Source organism: Microbacterium sp. SORGH_AS_1204, assembly GCF_030818935.1.
GTDB lineage: Bacteria > Actinomycetota > Actinomycetes > Actinomycetales > Microbacteriaceae > Microbacterium.
The window spans coordinates 3,075,531-3,093,795 of sequence record NZ_JAUTBD010000001.1 but is presented as its reverse complement, the minus strand read 5'-3'; the positions used below and the strand labels follow the sequence as shown (position 1 = coordinate 3,093,795).

Below are 18,265 nucleotides of genomic sequence, written 5' to 3'. Positions count from 1 at the left end.
CCCACCTCGCGCCGCCGGGGTACTCCTCACCGCGAGGGGCGGTAGGCGTCCCACAGCACCCGTGCGTGGCGTGCCTTCGCTCGTTCGACGCCGTACTCGTCCTTCCTTGCGGCGCTGATCCACTCGGCCGCCCGGCTCGCCATCGCCCCGAGCACCATGCGCACGTCGGCGTGAGCGGCGGGCGGAACGACGGCGTCGTCCGCCTGCATCCGCCCCTTCGGTGCGAGCTCGTCGCGGACGTGCCGCATCGTCAGACGCGCGACGCCCACGGCGTGACTGTTCACGACGCAGTGCGCCGCACCCTCGATCTCCCAGCGACGGGCAGCGTGCGCGCGGGCGACGAGGCGCGAGTGCAGTCGGCGGGGTGAGGGGCGATCGAACTCCCCGCGCACGAGCAGCACGGTGGCGCGCCCCAGGGCGATGCGCTCGGAGATGCGGTACCGCAGCATGTGCGGCAGGGTCTCGAAGAAGTAGAGGAAGCCGCACAGGAGGTACGCCGACACCGCGAGGAGGGCGATGTGTACGGACTCGCGCACGGTGGACTGCACGAAGCGCACGGCCTGCAGCGGCGCGTTCGCCTCGGACTCGTCGACCACCGGACTCACCAGCACGGCGTGCGAAAGACCATGGCGGCGGGCCAGCACTTCGGTGACGACCTGCGTGCCCATCGAGTGGCCGATCAGCACAGGGTCGGTGAGGCCGTAATGGTCGAGGATGCCCTCCACCTGATCGGCGAAGAACTCGGCCGTCGGATGCTCTCCGGATGCCGGGACGCCGCCGAAGCCGGGCAGGTCGAGGGCGTAGACCTCGCCCTCCTCGGCCAGCAGGGGAGCGAGGAACTCGAAGTACGTCGAGGCGACGCCGATGCCGGCGACGAGGACGAACGAGCGGCCCGTGTCCGCGCCCGTCGTCACACGCGTCACGCGGGTGCGCGCCGACCCGCGGCGGTAGGTGTCGACCTGCACGTCGACCGGGCGGGACTCTGGGCGCATCCGACCAGAATGCCGTACGCGCCTGGACGCCCTGTCAATCCCGGGGCCGGTGTCGCAGGTGGCGCCTAGCCTCGGGCCATGAGCGATTCCTCCCGTGATGAAGAAACCCTGGGCGCTGTCCGAGAGGGCGACAACCCCGCCGAGAAGGACCCCTCCGACTGGGTCACCGGCGACGAGCCCATGACCGCCCCCCAGCGCAGCTACCTCGACACCCTCGCACGACAGGCCGGCGAGGAAATCCCCGCCGATCTGACGAAGGCCGAGGCATCCGAGCAGATCGAACGTCTGCAATCGGAGACCGGCCGCTCGAGCGAGTGACCACGGCGCAGGCGCCCCGGCATCCCTCAGGGGGTACGGGGCGCTTCGTCGTTCGGGCACATCTCGCCCATGTCTTCGGTCTCGCTGCGTGCGATGTCATCGAGGAAGTCGGCGACGATGCGCCGCTCCTCCGGCCCGAGGCGTTCGGCCGCGGCGACGGCGGACGCGCGACGAACCGCCAGAATACGGCGGGCGGGCGAGGCCTCGGGGACCGTCTCGCGCACGACGATCGAGCGCCGATCGCCCGGGTAGGGCTCGCGGGCGACCCATCCGGCATCGGCGAGACGGTCGATGAGCGCCGTCGTGGCGGCGGAGGAGATGCCGAGCATCGTGGCGAGCATCCGCGGGGTGACGTGCTCCTCACCGGGCCCACGCTGAAGGAGGAACCGCAGCACCCTTGCATCGTTGGGTCCGATGCCGAGCGACTGCAAGGCGGCGCGCTCGGAGGCAATGCCCGAGTCGGTGAGGTCGTTCAGCGCCTTCACCACGTCTTCCGCTGTCGCGCTGTCTCTCATCTCACCTCCTCAGGTGTCTCGTCAGGTGAGTGTCTTGGGTTCCGATCAAGTAGCCAACCGTTGTAATAGATGGTACCCGTCCTCCGTGCGCGTCGGCAGGGGGCTGGACGAGCCCCCCTGGCATAAGATGCCCTGGTGGAAACCGGGTCGGAGACGTCGCGCTACTGGTACGGCGCGAGCGCAGAGGATCGCCGCCGACGCGCTGTCGACGTGCTCCAGGCCTTCCGCGTCTATCGGGCGGCCGAGGTGGCCATGCGTCGGCGTACCCGCGAATCGATGTCGATGGGCGAGAACGAGTTGCTCGTCCTCCGGTACCTGTTGAAGGCGGCGGGCCAGAACCGCCGGGTCTCGCCCAGCGAGCTGACGCGGTACCTCGGCGTCTCGACGGCCTCGACGACGGCGATCGTCGACCGTCTCGAGAAGACCGGACACGTGGTGCGCGAGCCGCATCCGACCGATCGCCGCAGCATCTTCATCGTCGCCACGGCCGAGAGCGACGCTGAGGTGCGCGCAACGCTGGGATCGATGCACTCGCGCATGATGGCGGCCGTCGTCGACATGACGCCCGAAGAAAGCTCGGCGGTCATCGCCTGCCTGGGTCGATTGCAGGATGCCGTCGACCAGGTCGATCCGCACCCCGTCGACGCCGTCTCGGCGAACGGATCGCGGCGCGACTCGCGAACCGACTGAGAAAGTCGCCGAACTACTTTCCGGGAGAGCATTAGGTGCGCGTCCCGCGGCGTGAAACCATGAGGACATGGACGAGCGCGGGGTCGAGATGAATTCGTCCGCGCACGCGCGCGACGTCGTCGTCGCCGTCGACGGTGTGCCCGTGGCATCCTTCCGCGACGTCGTCGCACGTCTACGCTTCGAGTACCCGGGCGAGGACCCCACGCACGTCGAGGGGGTCGTCCTCCGCGAGTGGGAGGCGTTCTCGGCCGGACGCCCGCTCGTCGTGCCGGCCGCCGTCGAAGAGGGTGCGCGAGAGATCCTGGATCAATCGGGCGACTGAGTCACGACCCCGTCGGGGCGGGCTCGTCGACGAGGAGCAGACCACCCGACGAGTTGGCCGAGTTCGCGAGCGCTTCGATCCACGCCCGGCTGAGCAGGGCGGGTTCGGGCTCGTCGAAGACGAAGCGCAGCGGAATGGACGGGTGCAGCCACACCGTGCTGCGACCCACCTCCTGGCCGGGCCCGTGCGTCCACGACAGGGTGAAGCTCTCGCCGCGGCGCAGCTTGGTGGCGATGACGACCTTGACGTGCGCCAGTGCTCGGTCTTCGATGTCGATCGGCGTCGCGACGTCGCCGTAGTAAAGCGTTCCCACACCGGCACGTTAGTCGCGCCTCGTGAGACGTGCTCGAGGGGTTGCTTCGGACGAGTCGACGTGGCATCCCGGAAAGCGGATGACGCTGTGCGTTCCTCGACTAGGCTCGTCGGCATGGGCAGATTCATCTACGACACCGTGGCCAATGCGGTCGACATCGATGACCGCACGCTGGCGCACCTGCGTATCGTCGTGATGAACAAGCTGCGCCGCTCGGAGTCGTTCATGTTCGACGTCGAGGTGGGCGACGGAAGCGGGCGCCGAAGCTTTTGGATGCACCCCTCGGTGCCCATCCAGTTCCACTTCTACGGCAGCCGTCAGCCGCGCATCAATCGCGTCTGGGTCGAGGACCTGATGCTGGCCGCATCGGGTCCCAACGGTCTCGCCATCACGCCGGAGCCCAGCGAAGACGCGCACGTCGAAGAGGGCTGAGCCCTCTCGGCCCGTGCGATCGCCCGGGCCGACTGGTGTGACGGACGCCCGGGTCAGCTCGCGTTCGAGTGCTCCGCCGGGGTCAGGTCTTCGGGAACCAGCATGATGCCGCCCGACGAGTTGGCGGACTCGGCCAGGCGCTCGATCCAGTCTCGGCTGAGAGTGGCGGGTTCGGCCTCGTCGAAGACGAAACGCAGCGGGATCGCGGGGTGCAGCCAGAGCGTGCTGCGGCCGCGTTCTTCGTCGTCTCGGTGACGCCACGAGAGGGTGAAGCTCTCGCCGCGACGGAGCTTCGTCGATATCACCACCTTGAGGTGGGCGAGCGCCCGGTCCTCGATGTGGACGGTCGTGCCGCTTCCGCCGTAGTGAATGGTCCCCATACGGCAACGATACGCCAGTGCGGGCCGCGAGGATGTGGTCGATCCAGCGATGTCAAGACCACCCGTCGGTGGGGACGTCGCCTGTCATCGTGGACGGATCTACGGAAGGAGAGCGCCGTGGTACATCCCCCGCATCCCTGGAACTCTGAGCCCGCGAACGATCCCGACGACCTGCCGGAGGTCTTCCGTGGCCTGATCGGCATCGACGTCGTCGACGGCGAGCTCGTTCCCCGCGCGTCCGACGCGCCGCGAGACTGAGGCTCTCAGCACCCTCGTAGTGACCATCGCTACCGTCGAGGCATGTCGGACCCGCTGGACGAACAGCAGATCACTGTCTCCGGACCTGCTCTTCGCGCGCTTCGCGACGAGTTCCAGCGGTTTCTGATGGAGTACCGCTTCGGGCTCGCCGAGGTCGAGACGAAGATCTCGATCCTGCGTGAAGAGTTCCAGGAGATGCACGCGTACAACCCGATCGAGCACGTCTCCAGCCGGGTGAAGTCGCCCGACAGCCTCGTCGACAAGGTGCGGAGGAAGGGCATCGAGACGGATTTCGATTCGATCCGCTCGGCCATCACCGACATCGCCGGCATCCGCATCACCTGCAGCTTCGTCGATGACGCCTACCGGTTGTCCGACCTGCTCACCCGGCAGGACGACATCACCGTACGCGACGTGAAGGACTACATCGCCGAGCCGAAGGCGAACGGCTACAAGAGCCTGCACGTCATCGTGGAGGTGCCGGTGTACCTCTCGACGGGGCGGGTCGACGTGCCCGTCGAGGTGCAGTTCCGCACCATCGCGATGGACTTCTGGGCGAGCCTCGAGCACAAGATCTACTACAAATACGACCGTCTCGTGCCGGCGGAACTGCTCGCCGAGCTGAAGAACGCGGCCGATACCGCGTCGGAGCTGGACGCGCGGATGGAACGTTTGCACCGTGAGATCCGCGGTCCGCGTCCGGGGGTCGTCTCGCTCTGACGTGGCCCCCCTGCGCGCGTGCGGCGACAATGGACGCATGAGCGACGACGACGCCCGCCTCGACGAGGTCGCCGCCGAGCTGCTCGCCCTGCCGCCCGCGCGTTTCACCGCCGCGCGCAACGAGCGAGCCGCCGATCTCGGCGGTGCCGTCGGGCGCCGCGTCGCGAAGCTGCGCAAGCCCACCGTTGCCGCGTGGGCGCTGAACCTCCTGGTTCGCGACGGGCAGCTCGGCGAGGCCGTCGAGCTCTCCCGCGCGCTGCACGAGGCGCAGGACGATCGGGATGCCGCCGAGCTCGCGCGACTGGGCCGCCAACGGCGGCAGCTGGTCGCGGCGCTCGCCCGTCGTGCGGCGGAGCTCGCGGCCGACGCGGGGACGCCGTTGAGCCCGGCGATGGCGGACGCCGTCGAGAAGGGCGTCAACGCCGCGATCGTCGACGAGACCGCGGCGGTGGCCATCCTGACCGGGCGCCTGGTCGCGGCGGTCGATCTGGCGGCCCTGGACGGCGACACCCTCGGGCAGGCCGTCGCGGGTTCGCTTCCCGACGCGCTCCCCGCGCCCCCGCCGCGTGACGACCTCGCAGCCCGCCGTGCCCGCAAGGCCGCCGAACGCGCGGTTCGCGAGGCCGAGCGGGCGCGCGCCGACGCCGAGCGTGAGCAGGCGTCGATCGAGAGGAAGCTCGATGCGGCGCGCGAGAAGGCCGACCGGGCGCACGAGCGGGTCAACGCTCTCCGGTCCGACCTCGCCCGGGCCGAGCACGACGCCGCCGAGGCCGACGCGGCGGTGCAGCAGCGCGAGGGCGAGCGAACGGATGCCGCAGACGCGGTGCGCGCGGCCGTCCGCGCCCTCGAGCGTGCCCAGGCGGAGCGGGACGGAGTCGACGAATGAACGGTGCCCTCACGGAGCAGCTGCTGGCAGCCGCTCGCGCGCGCCTCGGGGAGGCACCGCGCGAGCGGATCGGCGAGCTGCAGGAGGGGCGGCGGCTGCTCGGCATCCCGCGCGCGGCGCGCATCGTCCCCCGCGGGACGGCGTGGCACCTGGGCGTGCTGCTGCTCACCGACGACGAGGTGCTCGCCACCGGCGACATTGTGCGCTCCCGGGCCGAGGTGCGCCGGGGCTTCGCCGCCGAGTCGCAGCGGCGTCGCGCCGAACTCGCGGCGGCGGCCGCGCGCGGCGGCGTTCCCGAGGGGGAGACGGTGCACATCGGGTGGCATCCGATCGGTGTCGACACCCTGAGTGCGGACTCGACCCCGTTGGCCGTGCGCGCCGGGGAGACGCTGGTGCGCTGGAGCGCGGTCGGCGGTTACATGCCCCTCGCGCGCTACCTCGACGAGCGCATCGAGTTGTTGCGCCACCCCCCGGAGCGTGCATAGAGACCCGCGCGCATAGTCGGGGCGGTGGTGAGTGTCAACAGCGATGACTGCGGCCCGGGACGGAAACAACGCTGGTCTATCGTGAGCGACGTGCAGCAGGTATGGCCAGGATCCAGTTATCCCCTCGGGGCCACTTACGACGGTAACGGGACGAACTTCGCCCTGTTCAGTGAAGGAGCGGAAAAGGTAGAGCTCTGCCTCTTCGACGAGGACGGCACGGAGACGTGCTACGAGCTGATCGACGTCGACGCATTCGTCTGGCACGCCTATCTCCCCAACATCCTCCCGGGGCAGCGGTACGGGTACCGCGTCCACGGCGAGTACGACCCCGCGAGCGGCAAGCGCTTCAACGCGAGCAAGCTCCTGCTCGACCCTTACGCGAAAGCGGTCGAGGGGCAGGTCGATTGGGGCCAGGCCGTCTTCAGCTATGAGTTCGGCGACCCCGACTCGTTCAACGACGAGGACTCCGCCCCGCACATGATGAAGGGCGTGGTCGTGAACCCGTTCTTCGACTGGTCGGGCGACCGGCAGCCGAAGACGCCCTACTCCGAGACCTTCATCTACGAAGCCCACGTGAAGGGCCTCACCCAGCTGCACCCCGACGTACCCGAAGAGCTGCGCGGCACCTACGCCGGCATTGCGCACCCGGCCGTCATCGACCACCTCAAGAAGCTCGGCGTTACCGCCATCGAGCTGATGCCCGTGCACCAGTTCGTCAACGACTCCACCCTCATCGAGAAGGGCCTGTCGAACTACTGGGGCTACAACACCATCGCGTTCCTCGCCCCGCAGAACACCTATTCCTCGACCGGCGACCACGGTCAGCAGGTGCAGGAGTTCAAGGCGATGGTCAAGGCGCTGCACGCCGCCGGCATCGAGGTCATCCTCGACGTGGTCTACAACCACACCGCCGAGGGCAACCACATGGGGCCCACCCTGTCGATGCGCGGCATCGACAACGAGGCCTACTACCGCCTCGAAGACGACGACAAGCGGTACTACACCGACTACACCGGCACCGGCAACAGCATGAACGTGGGCAACCCCCACACGCTGCAGCTGATCATGGACTCGTTGCGGTTCTGGGTGCTCGAGATGCACGTCGACGGCTTCCGATTCGACCTGGCCTCCACCCTCGCCCGCGAGTTCTACGAGGTCGACCGCCTCGCGGCGTTCTTCGAACTCGTGCAGCAGGACCCGATCGTCTCGCAGGTGAAGCTGATCGCCGAGCCGTGGGACGTCGGTCCCGGCGGCTACCAGGTCGGCAACTTCCCGCCGCAGTGGACCGAGTGGAACGGAAAGTACCGCGACACCGTCCGCGACTTCTGGCGCGGTGAGCCGCAGGCGCTCGCCGAGTTCGCGTCGCGCCTGACGGGCTCTGCCGACCTGTACGAGCACTCGGGCCGCTTCCCCGTGGCATCCATCAACTTCGTCACCGCCCACGACGGCTTCACCCTCCGCGACCTCGTGTCGTACAACGAGAAGCACAACGACGCCAACGGCGAAGACAACAACGACGGCGAATCGCACAACCGCTCCAGCAACATGGGCGTCGAAGGCCCCACCGACGACCCCGACGTGCTGAAGCGCCGCGCGCAGCAGCAGCGCAACTTCATCGCCACACTGCTGCTCAGCCAGGGCGTGCCGATGCTGCTGCACGGTGACGAGCTCGGCCGCACGCAGGGCGGCAACAACAACGGCTACGCGCAGGACAACGAGATCACCTGGGTGGACTGGTCGAGCATCGACACCCCGCTCATCGAGTTCACCGCCGCCCTCGCGCGCCTGCGCAAGCAGCACCCCACCTTCCGCCGCAGCCGCTTCTTCGACGGCCGCCCCGTGAAGATGGAGGAGGGGGCGCCGATCCCCGACGTGGTGTGGCTGCGGCCCGACGGCTCGCTCATGCAGCCCGAGGACTGGGACAACGGCTTCGGCCGCGCGGTGGGCGTGTTCCTCAACGGGCAGGGCATCCGCGAGCGCGACCGCCGCGGCCAGTCGATCAGCGACGACCACTTCCTCGTGCTGTTCAACGCCGGCGACGAGCCGGTCGACTTCCAGCTTCCCGACTTCGAGTACGCCCCGAAGTGGGACGCCTACGTCGACACCGCGGGGGAGCGGGCCAACACCGAGCCGCTCAGCCCGGGTGAGACGCTGCCGCTGGAACCCAAGTCGCTCATCGTGCTGCGCGAGCACCACCTGCCCGAGCCCGAGGTCGACCACTCGGTGGCTGCCTCTCTCACGGCGCAGATCCAGGTGATCGGCACCGACGACCTGCCCGGCCAGGCGCCCAAGCCGGAGCTGTGATCGACATGCGGCATCCGCTCTCGACCTACCGCCTGCAGATCCGCGAATCGTTCACCCTCGACCAGGCCGCCGAGGTCACGGACTACCTCCGTGACCTCGGGGTCTCGTGGGCGTACCTCTCGCCGATCCTCGAGGCCACCCCGGGCTCGGACCACGGGTACGACGTCGTCGACGTAACGCGGGTCGACCCCGCTCGCGGCGGTGCCGCGGGTCTCGACCGCTTCGTCGCGGCGGCGCGGGCCCAGGATCTCGGCATCCTGATCGACATCGTGCCCAACCACATGGGCGTCTCGGAACCGCGCACGAACGCGTGGTGGTGGGATGTGCTGCGCCAGGGTCGTGCCTCGGCGTACGCCGACTCGTTCGACATCGATTGGGAGTTCGGCGGCGGCAAGCTGCGCGTGCCGGTGCTGGGCGACCATCTCGACGCCGTGATCGATGAGATCTCGTACGATCCGATGCCGGCGGACGACGCCCCCGACGGGCTCATTCGCTATTACGACAACGTCTTCCCCGTGGCCCCGGGAACGGGGACGGATGCCGCGGCCTCGGGCTCGCGCGATGCCCTGGTCGCGCTGCTCGACGCGCAGAACTTCGAGCTGCGGTTCTGGCAGGACGAGGCGGCCGACCTCAACTACCGACGCTTCTTCGCTGTGACGACCCTCGCGGGCGTGCGCGTCGAGCTGCCCGAGGTGTTCCAGGCGACGCACGCCGAGATCCTGCGCTGGGTGCGCGAGGGGCTCGCCGACGGCCTGCGCGTGGACCACCCGGACGGGCTCGTCGACCCCGGCGGCTACCTCGATCAGCTCGCCGTCGCGCTCGACGAAGCGGGTGAGGGCGAAGTCGGGTACGTGCTCGGCGAGAAGATCCTCGAGCACGGCGAGGCACTGCCGTCGTGGTGGAAGACCGCCGGCACGACCGGCTACGACGCGCTCGCCGAGATCGACCGCGTGCTCACCGACCCCGCGGGAGAGGCCGCGCTCGACGCCCTCGACGCGCGACTGCGCACCGACAGCGACCTACCCGCGCTCACCGGCTGGCACGACCTCATCCACGACACCAAGCGCAAGATCGCCGACTCGATCCAGGTGTCGGAGATCCGGCGCCTGGTGCGGGGGCTGCCGTCGGCGCTGCGTGAGGAGTTCGGGGCCGAGGTGCTGCAGGATGCGCTCGCCGAGCTCCTCGCGTGCTTCCCCGTGTACCGCTCGTACCTCCCCGCGGGCCGTCAGCACCTCGACGCGGCCGCGGGCGAGGCCGAGGTGCGTCGCCCCGAGCTGGGAGATGTGATCGAGAAGCTCGTGCCGGTGCTCGCCGACACGAGCCTCGAGGTCGCCTGGCGCTTCCAGCAGACGACCGGTCCCGTGATGGCGAAGGGCGTCGAAGACACGGCGTTCTACCGGCACACGCGGCTCGGCTCGCTCACCGAGGTCGGCGGCGACCCGGGGCAGTTCTCGCTCGACGTCGCGGGCTTCCACACCGCCCAGGCGTTGCGTCACGCCTCGTGGCCCACGGCCATGACCACGCTCTCGACCCACGACACCAAGCGCGGCGAGGACACGCGCGCCCGCATCGCGGTGCTCGCGGAGATCCCGGCGCGCTGGGCCGAGGTGCTGGGCGAGTTCCGCGAGATCGCCTCGACCGGGCACGGGCCCTTCGACGCGCTGCTGTGGCAGGCGATCGTCGGAGCGTGGCCGGAGTCGGCATCCACTCCCGAGGGCCTCGAGGTCTATCGCGAGCGCCTGCACGCGTACGCCGAGAAGGCCGCGCGCGAGGCGAGCGAGGTCACCGGCTGGTGGGAGCAGGACGAGGCCTTCGAGGAGCGCATGCACGCGGTCGTCGATGCGGCCACCGGCCCCGCCGCCGAGCGGGTGCGCGCCTTCGTCGACGAGATCTCGGCCGCGGGCTGGTCGAACGGCCTGTCGGCCAAGCTGCTGCAGATTCTGGGACCGGGCGTCCCCGACGTGTACCAGGGCTCGGAGCTGTGGGAGCAGTCGCTCGTCGACCCCGACAACCGTCGCGCGGTCGATTTCGACGAGCGGCGCCGCATGCTCGCCGCGCTCGACGCGCCCGGTGCGGCCTTGCCGGCGGTGGATGCCACGGGGGCGGCGAAGCTGCTCGTGACCTCGCGCGCGCTGCGCCTGCGCCGTGAGCACCCGCTCGAGATCTACCGTCCGTTGGCGGCCGCGGGCGTGGCATCCGATCACGTCGTCGCCTTCGACCGCGGCGGCGTGTTCGCCGTGGCGACCCGCCTGCCGCACGGTCTGGCGGCCGCCGGCGGATGGCACGACACGGTCGTGCTGCTGCCCGACACCCCCGTCATCGACGTGCTGACCGGTCGCTCGTTCCCCGGCGGCCCCACGCCTCTGGCCGACCTGCTCTCGGTCTACCCGGTGGCCCTGCTGATCTTCTGATCCCCCGGCGCGTGAGGGGTCAAATTTCGTCGCCTCACGCGCCGCCCGGCGACACTTTCTGACCCCTCACGCGTAAGGACACACCATGAGCATCGACGTTTGGGCACCCAAGGCCAAGCGGGTGCGGCTGCGCCGGCTGGACGACAGCGGCGACACCGTCATCGAAGACATCGAGATGGCGTCGGCCTCGGGTGGCTGGTGGACGGCGCCGGTCGACCTCGCCGACGGGGAGCGGTACGGCTTCGTGCTCGGCGACGGCGACGACCTGCGTCCCGACCCGCGCTCGCGCCGGCAGCCGGGCGGTGTGCATGAGGCGTCGGCGTGGTTCGACCCGAGCGTGTACGCCTGGAACGACGCCGCGTGGACCGGTAAGCAGCTCGCGGGCGGTCTCATCTACGAGCTGCACCTGGGCACCTTCACGCCCGAGGGGACCCTGGATGCCGCGATCGGCCGCCTCGACCACCTCGTCGACCTGGGCGTGACGCACGTCGAGCTGCTGCCGGTCAACGGCTTCAACGGCACCTGGAACTGGGGCTACGACGGCGTGCTCTGGTACACCGTGCACGAGGCCTACGGCGGGCCCGAGGCCTACCAGCGCTTCGTCGACGCGGCGCACGCGGCCGGTCTCGCCGTCATCCAGGACGTCGTTTACAACCACCTGGGCCCGTCGGGCAACTACCTCCCCGAGTTCGGCGAGTACCTGCGCGAGGGCAGCCGCAACACCTGGGGCGATTCGGTCAACCTCGACGAGGACGCGGTGCGCGCGTACATCCTCGACAACGCCCTAATGTGGATGAGCGACTACCACGTCGACGGCCTCCGTCTGGATGCCGTGCACGCGCTGCTCGACCACCGCGAGCCGCACCTGCTGCAGGAGATCGCCGAGCGTACCGACGCCCTGTCGGCGCACCGCGGCATTCCGCTGACGACCATCGCCGAGAGCGACATGAACGACCCGAAGCTCATCCTGCCGCGCGAGGCCGGCGGCTACGGACTGACCGCGCAGTGGTCGGACGACTGGCACCACACCGCGCACGTCGCCCTGACCGGCGAGACCATCGGCTATTACGAGGACTTCGCCGATCTCGACGCGTTCCGCAAGGTCAGCGAGGGTGGCTTCTTCCACGACGGCACGTATTCGTCGTTCCGCGAGGAGAAGCACGGCAAGCCCATTCCGGATGCCGTGCTCAACTGGCGCCTCGTGACGTTCGCGCAAGACCACGACCAGATCGGCAACCGCGCCGCGGGCGACCGCCTCTCGCAGACGCTCGGCTACGACCGTCTCGCGGCGGCCGCCGTGCTGACCCTGACCGCTCCCGGAACGCCGATGCTGTTCATGGGTGAGGAGTGGGGAGCGACCACACCGTGGCAGTTCTTCACCTCGCACCCCGAGCCCGAGCTCGGCAAGGCCACCGCCGAGGGGCGCATCGCCGAATTCGAGAAGATGGGCTGGGACGAGTCCACCGTCCCCGACCCGCAGGACCCGTCGACGTTCGAGAACTCCAAGCTCGACTGGGACGAGGTGGGCGAGGGCGACCACGCCCAGCTGCTGGGCCTGTACCGCGAGCTCGCGAAGCTCCGTCGTGAGCGGCCCGAGCTAACCGACCCGTCGCGCGAGGGCCTGTCGGCCGTCGCGCGCGAGGCGACCGGCGGCCGCGTCTACGAGCTGCGTCGCGGCGACCTGGTGGTCGTCGTGAACCTCTCGGATGCCGAGGCCACGGCATCCGTCGCGTCGGCGGCGCGCGTGCTGCTGGCGACGGCGGAGGGCGTGACGCTCGCCGGCGCCGAGGTCTCCGTTCCGGCGGGTGCGAGTGCGATCGTGGGTCCGGCTCTCTGACCGGTGATGGACGGCCTCGTCCCCTGGGGGCGGGGCCGTCCTGTGCCCGGTGCGGGTGGCCGGCGGGTGCGAATCGGCGACGTTGGACAGCGGACTTTGAGCGGGCGCTCTCATCGTCGGCGGCCTACACTGACCGCACACGCCGTCGGACGTGTCCGTAAGCGCAGTCGCGCTGGAGAGGTGGGACGCCGGTGTCCCCATCATTCGAAGTCCCCCTCTGGGCCGACCTGAGCGGCGTCGTTCTCGGCGGGCTTCAGGGATCGGCGTTCGCCTATGCGATGCGCGATTCCCGCCGCATCCACTTCCTCGGGGTCGCATTCATCGGCATCCTCGTCGCCCTCGGCGGAGGGGTCATCCGGGACGTGCTGCTGGAGGTCCCGATCGCCGCGTTGCAGCAGCCGTACTACGTCCCCACGGCCATGGGTGCGGCTTTCGTCGGCATCCTGATCGCTCCGCTGCTCGACCGGGTGACGTCGGCTGCGGACTATCTCGACGCGCTGGCCATCGCGATGTTCGCCGCGCTCTCGACCTGCAAGGCGCTCGATTCGGGCTTGACGCTGTTTCCCGCGGTGCTGGTGGGCACCCTGGGGGCCGTCGGGGGAGGGATCCTGCGCGACCTCATGCTGGGCGTGCCGCCCGCGGCGATGGAGATCCGGTCGCTGTACTCCGCAACGGCGATCGCCGGAAGCGTGACCATCTGCGGTCTCGCCGCCGCAGGAGTCCCCCTGATCGTGGCGGGCGGAATCGGGGCCGGGATCACCGCGGTGTCGCGCATCCTCGCCATCTGGTTCGACGTCTCGCTCCCCGAACAGGGCGCGATCCGGCGTCGCGTCGTCGAGGGATGGCGGCGCCGCACGCGGTGATCGAGCGCCGGGGTCCGAGCGGTGGGAGGAAGCGGAACGGTTGACGCGCGGCCGGTCACGCGGAGATCGCGAACAGCCCGCCGATCCCCACCGCGTACAGCGCGAGCACGACGAACGAATCGACGCCCATTCCGATGAGGCGCCGCTGCGGCCGGAAGATCAGGCCGACGACGTAGACCAGCGTCAACAGCGCGGCCAGGGCGGTCAGGTAGATGTCGGCGGCGTTCGCCCGGGGGAGCACCGCCGACCCCGAGATCACCGTTGCGAGCAGGAACAGCGTGGGCAAGAAGGCGTTGCCGCCGAAGATGTCGCTGATGGCGAGGTTGTCGTCGCCCTGGCGGATCGCCTGCAGACCGGTGGAAATCTCGGGCAGCGATGTCGCCAGAGCCAGCACGGTGGCGCCGAAGAGCACGCCGGAGAGGCCGATCTGCGACGACGCGGCGTCTCCCGACCGCTCGAGCACGACACCGGCGACCAGGGTCGCGAGAGCCGAGAGCGAGAACACGACGAAGGCCTTCTTCGTGCTCATCTTCTTCCCGCTCTTCTGCGGCTTCGAGCTCGCGTCAGGAGCCCGCCCGTCCTCGTGCCACGGCAGATGCGATCCGGCTCGCTGCACGAGGAGGAGCCCGACGATCCAGAGGGCGGCGATGAGGACGACGTCAGGGGTGAGGCGGAGCACCTCGAGGCCGTCGGGGAGCTGGCTGCCGGCGATCACCACGGCCAGCACGGCCACGACCACCAAGCCCTCGAGCACGAGGGTGAGGGATGCCGCGCGGTAGGTGAGCGGCTTGATCCCGCGGCCCCGCTTGCCGAACGCGTCGAGGATGACGAGGACCACGGTCTGCAACGCGATGCCGCCGAGGATGTTGCCGACGGCCACGTCGAGATTGCCCGACACCGCGGCCGAGACGGTGATCGCGATCTCGGGGAGGTTGGTGGCCACTGCCAGGACGATGAGACCGCCCAGGGCGCTGCCGAGATGGAGGCGCGCGTCGATGACATCCGTCGCCTTCGACAGCTGGATGCCGGCCACCCAGACGACAGCCGCGGCGGCGACGAAGATGACCACGAGCAGGGGGAGGGGCAGCGAGTCCACCGCTCGATTACACTCCCCGCGCCTTCGGCATCCGCCCCTCTTGTCAGGCGGATGCCGCGGGGTTACGCGATCAGTCGACGCTCGGGCGGATCAGACGAAGTACCCTCACGATGGCCGGGGGCAGCAGCACGACGACCGCGACGACGAGTGCTGTCGCGCCGATCGGGGCGCTCTGCGGCTCGCCGGTGAATCGCTCGACGGCGAGCCAGCTCAGGCCCCACGCGAGCGCCAAGGCGGGGGTGATGCGCCAGCCGCTCCGCCAGGCGATGGCGAGACCGATGAGGGCGACAACGATCAGCACCGCGATGCCGATGGCATCCGCCGCGTCTTCCCAGCTGGGCGGGACGACGGTGGTGAGGTAGGCGGAGACGTTCGCCACGGTCGCGAGGGTGACCCAGCCCAGGTGCAGGCCCGTCACGCCGTCGATGAGGACGGAGTCGGCGACGCCGCCGCGCGGTTCGCGGGTGGCGACGGCGACTCGGAACGTCCATCCGAGGGCGGCGAGCAACAGCACGATGTCGATGACCGTGAGCAGCAGCGTGCCGAAGCGGGCGGCGACGAGCCAGAGCCCGTTCAGGGTCATGGTGAGGGCGATGAGCCACCCGAGTGCGCGCTGGCGGGGGTTCGTCCGCTGCGAGGGCAGTGCCTGCCACACCGCGTAGACGATGAGGCCGAGGTAGATGACCGACCAGATCGAGAAGGCGGGACCGGCGGGGGCGAGGTAGGAGCCGTCGGTGTCGAGCGCGCCGCCCTGCTGATCCTGCACCGCCGAGTTGCCGAACGCGCCGGCCCCGATGACGGCGGCGATGAGCATGAACGACACCGCGGAGAGGACGACGATCTGACGCGCGAGGTCTGCGCCCCGCCACTGAGTTGCTGCGTTCATACCGAGAAGACTAGAAAAGCTAGGTAAATATCGGCGGTGGGCTTGACGTGGACGACGGCGCGGTGCACGCCGCGGCAACGATAAGGGCGCCCCTGCGGTGCGTGATGGCGAACCCGGCGCGGCGTCGGCCCGCCGGGTGCAGTCGTTTCCCCGGGATAGCCGAACCGCAGGCTCAGGCCGCGACGGCGCGTGCAGCGAAGGACCGCAGCAGGCGCGTCGGCTGCTCGACGGACGCCGACCGCACGTGCGCCGAGACCTCGTCGAAGGCCTCGGCGTCGAAGTACCCGGCGTCGCGATAGACCCGCATGCGCGCCACGAACGCGTCGGTCGTCGGCTCCGGGTGAAACTGCGTGGCCCACAGCCCCGCGCCCGCGCGGTAGGCCTGCACCGGGCACGCGTCGTTCTCGGCGAGCAGCGTCGCACCGGGCGGCACGCTATCGGCGCCCTCTTTGTGCGCGGTGAGCGCCTCGAAACGGGGGTTCAGGATGCCGAACAGCTCGTCGTCGCGGCCCGCGTCGGTCAGCGAGATGTCGGCGGGACCCGTGCCCTCGGGGTGCTGAAGGGTGACCGCCCCGCCCAGGAGGCGCGTGACCACACCGATTCCGAAGCAGGTGAAGAGGGCATTCGTACGACCCTCGATCGCGGTCGCCGCCAGACGCTCGAGGTCGCGTTCGAGGCGCTGCTGCTCGTCGGTCTTGTCGGGATCGGTGACGTTGAAGGGGCTCCCGCCGACCACGACGGCGGCGTACCGCTCGAGGTCGAGCGGCAGTGGGTCGCGCACGAGATCGTGATGGACGAGGTCGTCGTCGCCGACTCCCAGGCCGTCGCGGAAAGACGCCCACTCCGCTACGGCCGCAGCACGCTGCGGCCGAACGCAGACGTAGAGCAGGGGCGCGGTCACCCAGGGATTCTATGCGCGTAATCGTCACGGTCATCGGGGGCTGGAAACGCGGCGCAACCTTGGCTCACGGTTCCGCCGGGTCGCCTCGGCCGGCGCATAAACGCGATTCCCGCGCAGAAACGCGACGAGAGCGTGTTTCTGCGCACGGATTGCGTTTATGCGTGCGTCGGCGAGCGCGGCGGGGGCGGGGCCGGTGCCGCAGACGGTGCCGCAGGCTGGAGCTGGAGCTGGAGCTGGAGCTGGAGCTGGAGCCGGAACCGGAGCCACGACCTGGCCCCGGCACGCGGTCTGGCCCCGCCTGAGGGCGACCGCGGCGAGCGTCAGCGCGACGAGCGAGCCGTGCGCCCGCGCACGACGCCGACGAACGCCTCGACGTCGGCGGTGGTGCGCTCTCGCAGCCACGCGAGCGCGACCGTCGAGGTCGGCCCGTCACGCAGCACCCGGTACTCGATGTCGCGACGTTGATGGGCGCGAGCCAGCGACATGGGGACGATGACGACCCCGACGCCCGCGGCGACGATCGCGATGGCCTCCGCGGTGTCGACCGGGGGCGCGAACGCGGGGGCCACGGCATCCGGGATCTCGGCGTGCAGCACGTCGTCGAGCGCAACGATCACGACCTCACCCGCCAGGTCGGCGGCATCGAGCTCGTCGGCCGCGGTCAGGTCGGAGTCGGCCGACATCACCACGACGGGCTGCTCCTCGTAGAGCGGGATGACGTGGAGGTCGTCGGATGCCGCCAGGGGCAGACGCACGAGCGCGGCATCGACGTCGTCGAGGGCGGCGCGCTGGTCGGCGACGGCGATCTCGCGCAGGGTGAGCGTCACGTGCGGCATCCGCTCTCGCCACAGGCCGATCCACTTGCCGGGCGTCGCGCCGGGAATCGCTCCGAGGACGAAGTCGCGCGGCTCCTCGTGCGCGGGCGGTGCCGGAGGCATGCGTTTCGGCGTCTTCGCGCGTGCACGGGCGGGGGCCGACGACTTCGCGCCGCCGGTGCGACGGGGTCCACCGGCGCGACCGCGGGACCCGTCACCGTTCGCCATGGTTCCAGGCTAGCCGGGGCGCTAGCGTGGAGGGATGATCGGCACCCTGGCGCTCGTCTTCGCGGGGCTCGCAGCCCTGCTGCACGTGTACATCTTCGTGCTCGAGAGCGTGCGCTGGACCCAGCCGAAGACGTGGCGGGTGTTCGGCGTCGCCGACCAGGAGACCGCCGACGCGACGCGACCCATGGCCTACAACCAGGGCTTCTACAACCTGTTCCTTGCGATCGGCGCGGCCATCGGCATCGCGCTGTGGATCGTGAACGGCTTCGACGACGTCGCCGGGCGGACGCTGCTGATGTTCTCGCTCGGCTCGATGCTCGCTGCGGCGCTCGTGCTCGTCACGTCGGGACGCCGGTACCTGCGGCCTGCCGCGATCCAGGGCACCCTGCCGCTCATCGGCCTGGTGCTGACGCTGCTCGCCTGAGCCGACCCGGCGACCCGTGCGCCGGGACCGGGCGGTGTCGGGCGGGCAGGATCGTCTTTCCGGACATCGTTCGCCGAAGCCGCAGCGCGTCAGGATGCCGCGTTCGGGTCGCCCGAGGCGGGTTCGGCGTCCGAGGTGCGACGACTTGCGTTCATAGTGTTCACCGACAGGCGGCGGGCGTCGGACTTG

General features: G+C 70.0%; 21 protein-coding genes. 13 read left to right on the top strand and 8 right to left on the bottom strand.

Translation table 11 applies throughout. From position 1 onward, the window contains the following. Positions 1-26: 26 nt before the first annotated feature. On the bottom strand, positions 27-992 hold the full coding sequence (locus QE410_RS14255; protein WP_307333231.1) for an alpha/beta fold hydrolase: 966 nt from the start codon (positions 990-992) through the stop codon (positions 27-29). Positions 993-1,070: 78 nt separating this feature from the next. Here QE410_RS14255 and QE410_RS14250 point away from each other — a divergent pair, with 78 nt between their 5' ends. Beyond that, positions 1,071-1,310, top strand: a complete 240-nt coding sequence (locus QE410_RS14250) for a DUF3072 domain-containing protein (protein WP_307333228.1) — start codon at positions 1,071-1,073, stop codon at positions 1,308-1,310. Between the two features lie 26 nt (positions 1,311-1,336). Here QE410_RS14250 and QE410_RS14245 read toward each other — a convergent pair whose 3' ends face one another. After that, the gene (locus QE410_RS14245) at positions 1,337-1,825 is read right to left on the bottom strand and encodes a MarR family winged helix-turn-helix transcriptional regulator (RefSeq protein WP_307333226.1); all 489 of its coding nucleotides are present in this window, start codon (positions 1,823-1,825) and stop codon (positions 1,337-1,339) included. A 135-nt stretch (positions 1,826-1,960) separates the two neighbouring features. Between QE410_RS14245 and QE410_RS14240 the strand changes: the two genes are divergently transcribed. Both QE410_RS14240 and QE410_RS14235 read left to right on the top strand, forming a co-directional pair. Then, entirely contained in the window at positions 1,961-2,515 is a 555-nt protein-coding gene (locus tag QE410_RS14240; protein ID WP_307333224.1) for a MarR family winged helix-turn-helix transcriptional regulator, read from the top strand. A 67-nt stretch (positions 2,516-2,582) separates the two neighbouring features. After that, positions 2,583-2,837, top strand: coding sequence for a three-helix bundle dimerization domain-containing protein (locus tag QE410_RS14235; protein WP_307333222.1), 255 nt, complete (start codon positions 2,583-2,585; stop codon positions 2,835-2,837). A 1-nt stretch (position 2,838) separates the two neighbouring features. Here the strand turns inward: QE410_RS14235 and QE410_RS14230 are convergent, their stop codons facing one another. Then, complete coding sequence (locus QE410_RS14230) at positions 2,839-3,150, bottom strand: hypothetical protein (RefSeq protein WP_307333220.1); 312 nt, start codon at positions 3,148-3,150, stop codon at positions 2,839-2,841. A 114-nt stretch (positions 3,151-3,264) separates the two neighbouring features. Between QE410_RS14230 and QE410_RS14225 the strand changes: the two genes are divergently transcribed. After that, positions 3,265-3,582, top strand: coding sequence for a hypothetical protein (locus QE410_RS14225; protein ID WP_055959437.1), 318 nt, complete (start codon positions 3,265-3,267; stop codon positions 3,580-3,582). A 53-nt stretch (positions 3,583-3,635) separates the two neighbouring features. On the opposite strand, the gene QE410_RS14220 is transcribed toward QE410_RS14225, so the two are convergent. Then, complete coding sequence (locus QE410_RS14220; RefSeq protein WP_307333213.1) at positions 3,636-3,962, bottom strand: hypothetical protein; 327 nt, start codon at positions 3,960-3,962, stop codon at positions 3,636-3,638. A gap of 117 nt (positions 3,963-4,079) precedes the next feature. Here QE410_RS14220 and QE410_RS14215 point away from each other — a divergent pair, with 117 nt between their 5' ends. The 8 genes from QE410_RS14215 to QE410_RS14180 all read left to right on the top strand — a co-directional run bounded on the left by QE410_RS14215 (position 4,080) and on the right by QE410_RS14180 (position 13,726). Beyond that, positions 4,080-4,220 (top strand): hypothetical protein, encoded by a 141-nt coding sequence (locus QE410_RS14215; protein WP_307333211.1) that lies wholly within the window; start codon positions 4,080-4,082, stop codon positions 4,218-4,220. Between the two features lie 42 nt (positions 4,221-4,262). Continuing rightward, a complete protein-coding gene (locus tag QE410_RS14210) occupies positions 4,263-4,940 on the top strand; it encodes a GTP pyrophosphokinase family protein (RefSeq protein ID WP_307333210.1) in 678 nt (225 codons plus the stop codon). A 37-nt stretch (positions 4,941-4,977) separates the two neighbouring features. After that, positions 4,978-5,826, top strand: coding sequence for a transposase (locus QE410_RS14205; protein WP_307333208.1), 849 nt, complete (start codon positions 4,978-4,980; stop codon positions 5,824-5,826). Continuing rightward, the gene (locus QE410_RS14200) at positions 5,823-6,311 is read left to right on the top strand and encodes a glutaminase (protein WP_307333206.1); all 489 of its coding nucleotides are present in this window, start codon (positions 5,823-5,825) and stop codon (positions 6,309-6,311) included. Before QE410_RS14205 ends, QE410_RS14200 begins: the two co-directional genes overlap by 4 nt. A gap of 81 nt (positions 6,312-6,392) precedes the next feature. Next, entirely contained in the window at positions 6,393-8,615 is a 2,223-nt protein-coding gene (gene glgX, locus QE410_RS14195) for a glycogen debranching protein GlgX (protein ID WP_307333204.1), read from the top strand. A gap of 5 nt (positions 8,616-8,620) precedes the next feature. Continuing rightward, positions 8,621-11,026, top strand: coding sequence for a malto-oligosyltrehalose synthase (gene treY / locus QE410_RS14190; protein WP_307334559.1), 2,406 nt, complete (start codon positions 8,621-8,623; stop codon positions 11,024-11,026). Positions 11,027-11,111: 85 nt separating this feature from the next. Then, on the top strand, positions 11,112-12,863 hold the full coding sequence (treZ, locus tag QE410_RS14185) for a malto-oligosyltrehalose trehalohydrolase (protein ID WP_307333202.1): 1,752 nt from the start codon (positions 11,112-11,114) through the stop codon (positions 12,861-12,863). Positions 12,864-13,054: 191 nt separating this feature from the next. Continuing rightward, on the top strand, positions 13,055-13,726 hold the full coding sequence (locus QE410_RS14180; protein WP_307333200.1) for a trimeric intracellular cation channel family protein: 672 nt from the start codon (positions 13,055-13,057) through the stop codon (positions 13,724-13,726). Between the two features lie 55 nt (positions 13,727-13,781). Here the strand turns inward: QE410_RS14180 and QE410_RS14175 are convergent, their stop codons facing one another. From QE410_RS14175 to QE410_RS14160, 4 genes are all read right to left on the bottom strand, one after another. Further along, positions 13,782-14,822: a sodium:calcium antiporter gene (locus QE410_RS14175; protein ID WP_307333199.1), complete on the bottom strand. Its 1,041-nt coding sequence runs from the start codon at positions 14,820-14,822 to the stop codon at positions 13,782-13,784. 70 nt (positions 14,823-14,892) lie between these two features. Further along, positions 14,893-15,708, bottom strand: a complete 816-nt coding sequence (locus tag QE410_RS14170) for a TspO/MBR family protein (RefSeq protein ID WP_307333197.1) — start codon at positions 15,706-15,708, stop codon at positions 14,893-14,895. Between the two features lie 172 nt (positions 15,709-15,880). Then, on the bottom strand, positions 15,881-16,609 hold the full coding sequence (locus tag QE410_RS14165) for a GMP synthase (protein ID WP_307333196.1): 729 nt from the start codon (positions 16,607-16,609) through the stop codon (positions 15,881-15,883). Between the two features lie 320 nt (positions 16,610-16,929). Beyond that, a complete protein-coding gene (locus QE410_RS14160; protein WP_307333195.1) occupies positions 16,930-17,547 on the bottom strand; it encodes a LysR substrate-binding domain-containing protein in 618 nt (205 codons plus the stop codon). Between the two features lie 139 nt (positions 17,548-17,686). Between QE410_RS14160 and QE410_RS14155 the strand changes: the two genes are divergently transcribed. Further along, positions 17,687-18,076 carry a DUF1304 domain-containing protein gene (locus QE410_RS14155; RefSeq protein WP_307333194.1) on the top strand — a complete coding sequence of 130 codons (390 nt, stop codon included), beginning with the start codon at positions 17,687-17,689 and terminating at the stop codon, positions 18,074-18,076. Positions 18,077-18,265 lie beyond the last annotated feature (189 nt).

Excerpts from the sequence above, each read along its gene's own strand:
- treY (WP_307334559.1), top strand. The coding sequence starts at position 8,621 with ATGCGGCATCCGCTCTCGACCTACCGCCTGCAGATCCGCGAATCGTTC.
- QE410_RS14170 (WP_307333197.1), bottom strand. The coding sequence starts at position 15,708 with ATGAACGCAGCAACTCAGTGGCGGGGCGCAGACCTCGCGCGTCAGATC.
- QE410_RS14155 (WP_307333194.1), top strand. The coding sequence starts at position 17,687 with ATGATCGGCACCCTGGCGCTCGTCTTCGCGGGGCTCGCAGCCCTGCTG.
- QE410_RS14205 (WP_307333208.1), top strand. The coding sequence starts at position 4,978 with ATGAGCGACGACGACGCCCGCCTCGACGAGGTCGCCGCCGAGCTGCTC.
- QE410_RS14250 (WP_307333228.1), top strand. The coding sequence starts at position 1,071 with ATGAGCGATTCCTCCCGTGATGAAGAAACCCTGGGCGCTGTCCGAGAG.
- QE410_RS14225 (WP_055959437.1), top strand. The coding sequence starts at position 3,265 with ATGGGCAGATTCATCTACGACACCGTGGCCAATGCGGTCGACATCGAT.
- treZ (WP_307333202.1), top strand. The coding sequence starts at position 11,112 with ATGAGCATCGACGTTTGGGCACCCAAGGCCAAGCGGGTGCGGCTGCGC.
- QE410_RS14255 (WP_307333231.1), bottom strand. The coding sequence starts at position 992 with ATGCGCCCAGAGTCCCGCCCGGTCGACGTGCAGGTCGACACCTACCGC.
- QE410_RS14200 (WP_307333206.1), top strand. The coding sequence starts at position 5,823 with ATGAACGGTGCCCTCACGGAGCAGCTGCTGGCAGCCGCTCGCGCGCGC.
- QE410_RS14220 (WP_307333213.1), bottom strand. The coding sequence starts at position 3,962 with ATGGGGACCATTCACTACGGCGGAAGCGGCACGACCGTCCACATCGAG.
- QE410_RS14235 (WP_307333222.1), top strand. The coding sequence starts at position 2,583 with ATGGACGAGCGCGGGGTCGAGATGAATTCGTCCGCGCACGCGCGCGAC.
- QE410_RS14245 (WP_307333226.1), bottom strand. The coding sequence starts at position 1,825 with ATGAGAGACAGCGCGACAGCGGAAGACGTGGTGAAGGCGCTGAACGAC.
- QE410_RS14160 (WP_307333195.1), bottom strand. The coding sequence starts at position 17,547 with ATGCCTCCGGCACCGCCCGCGCACGAGGAGCCGCGCGACTTCGTCCTC.
- QE410_RS14210 (WP_307333210.1), top strand. The coding sequence starts at position 4,263 with ATGTCGGACCCGCTGGACGAACAGCAGATCACTGTCTCCGGACCTGCT.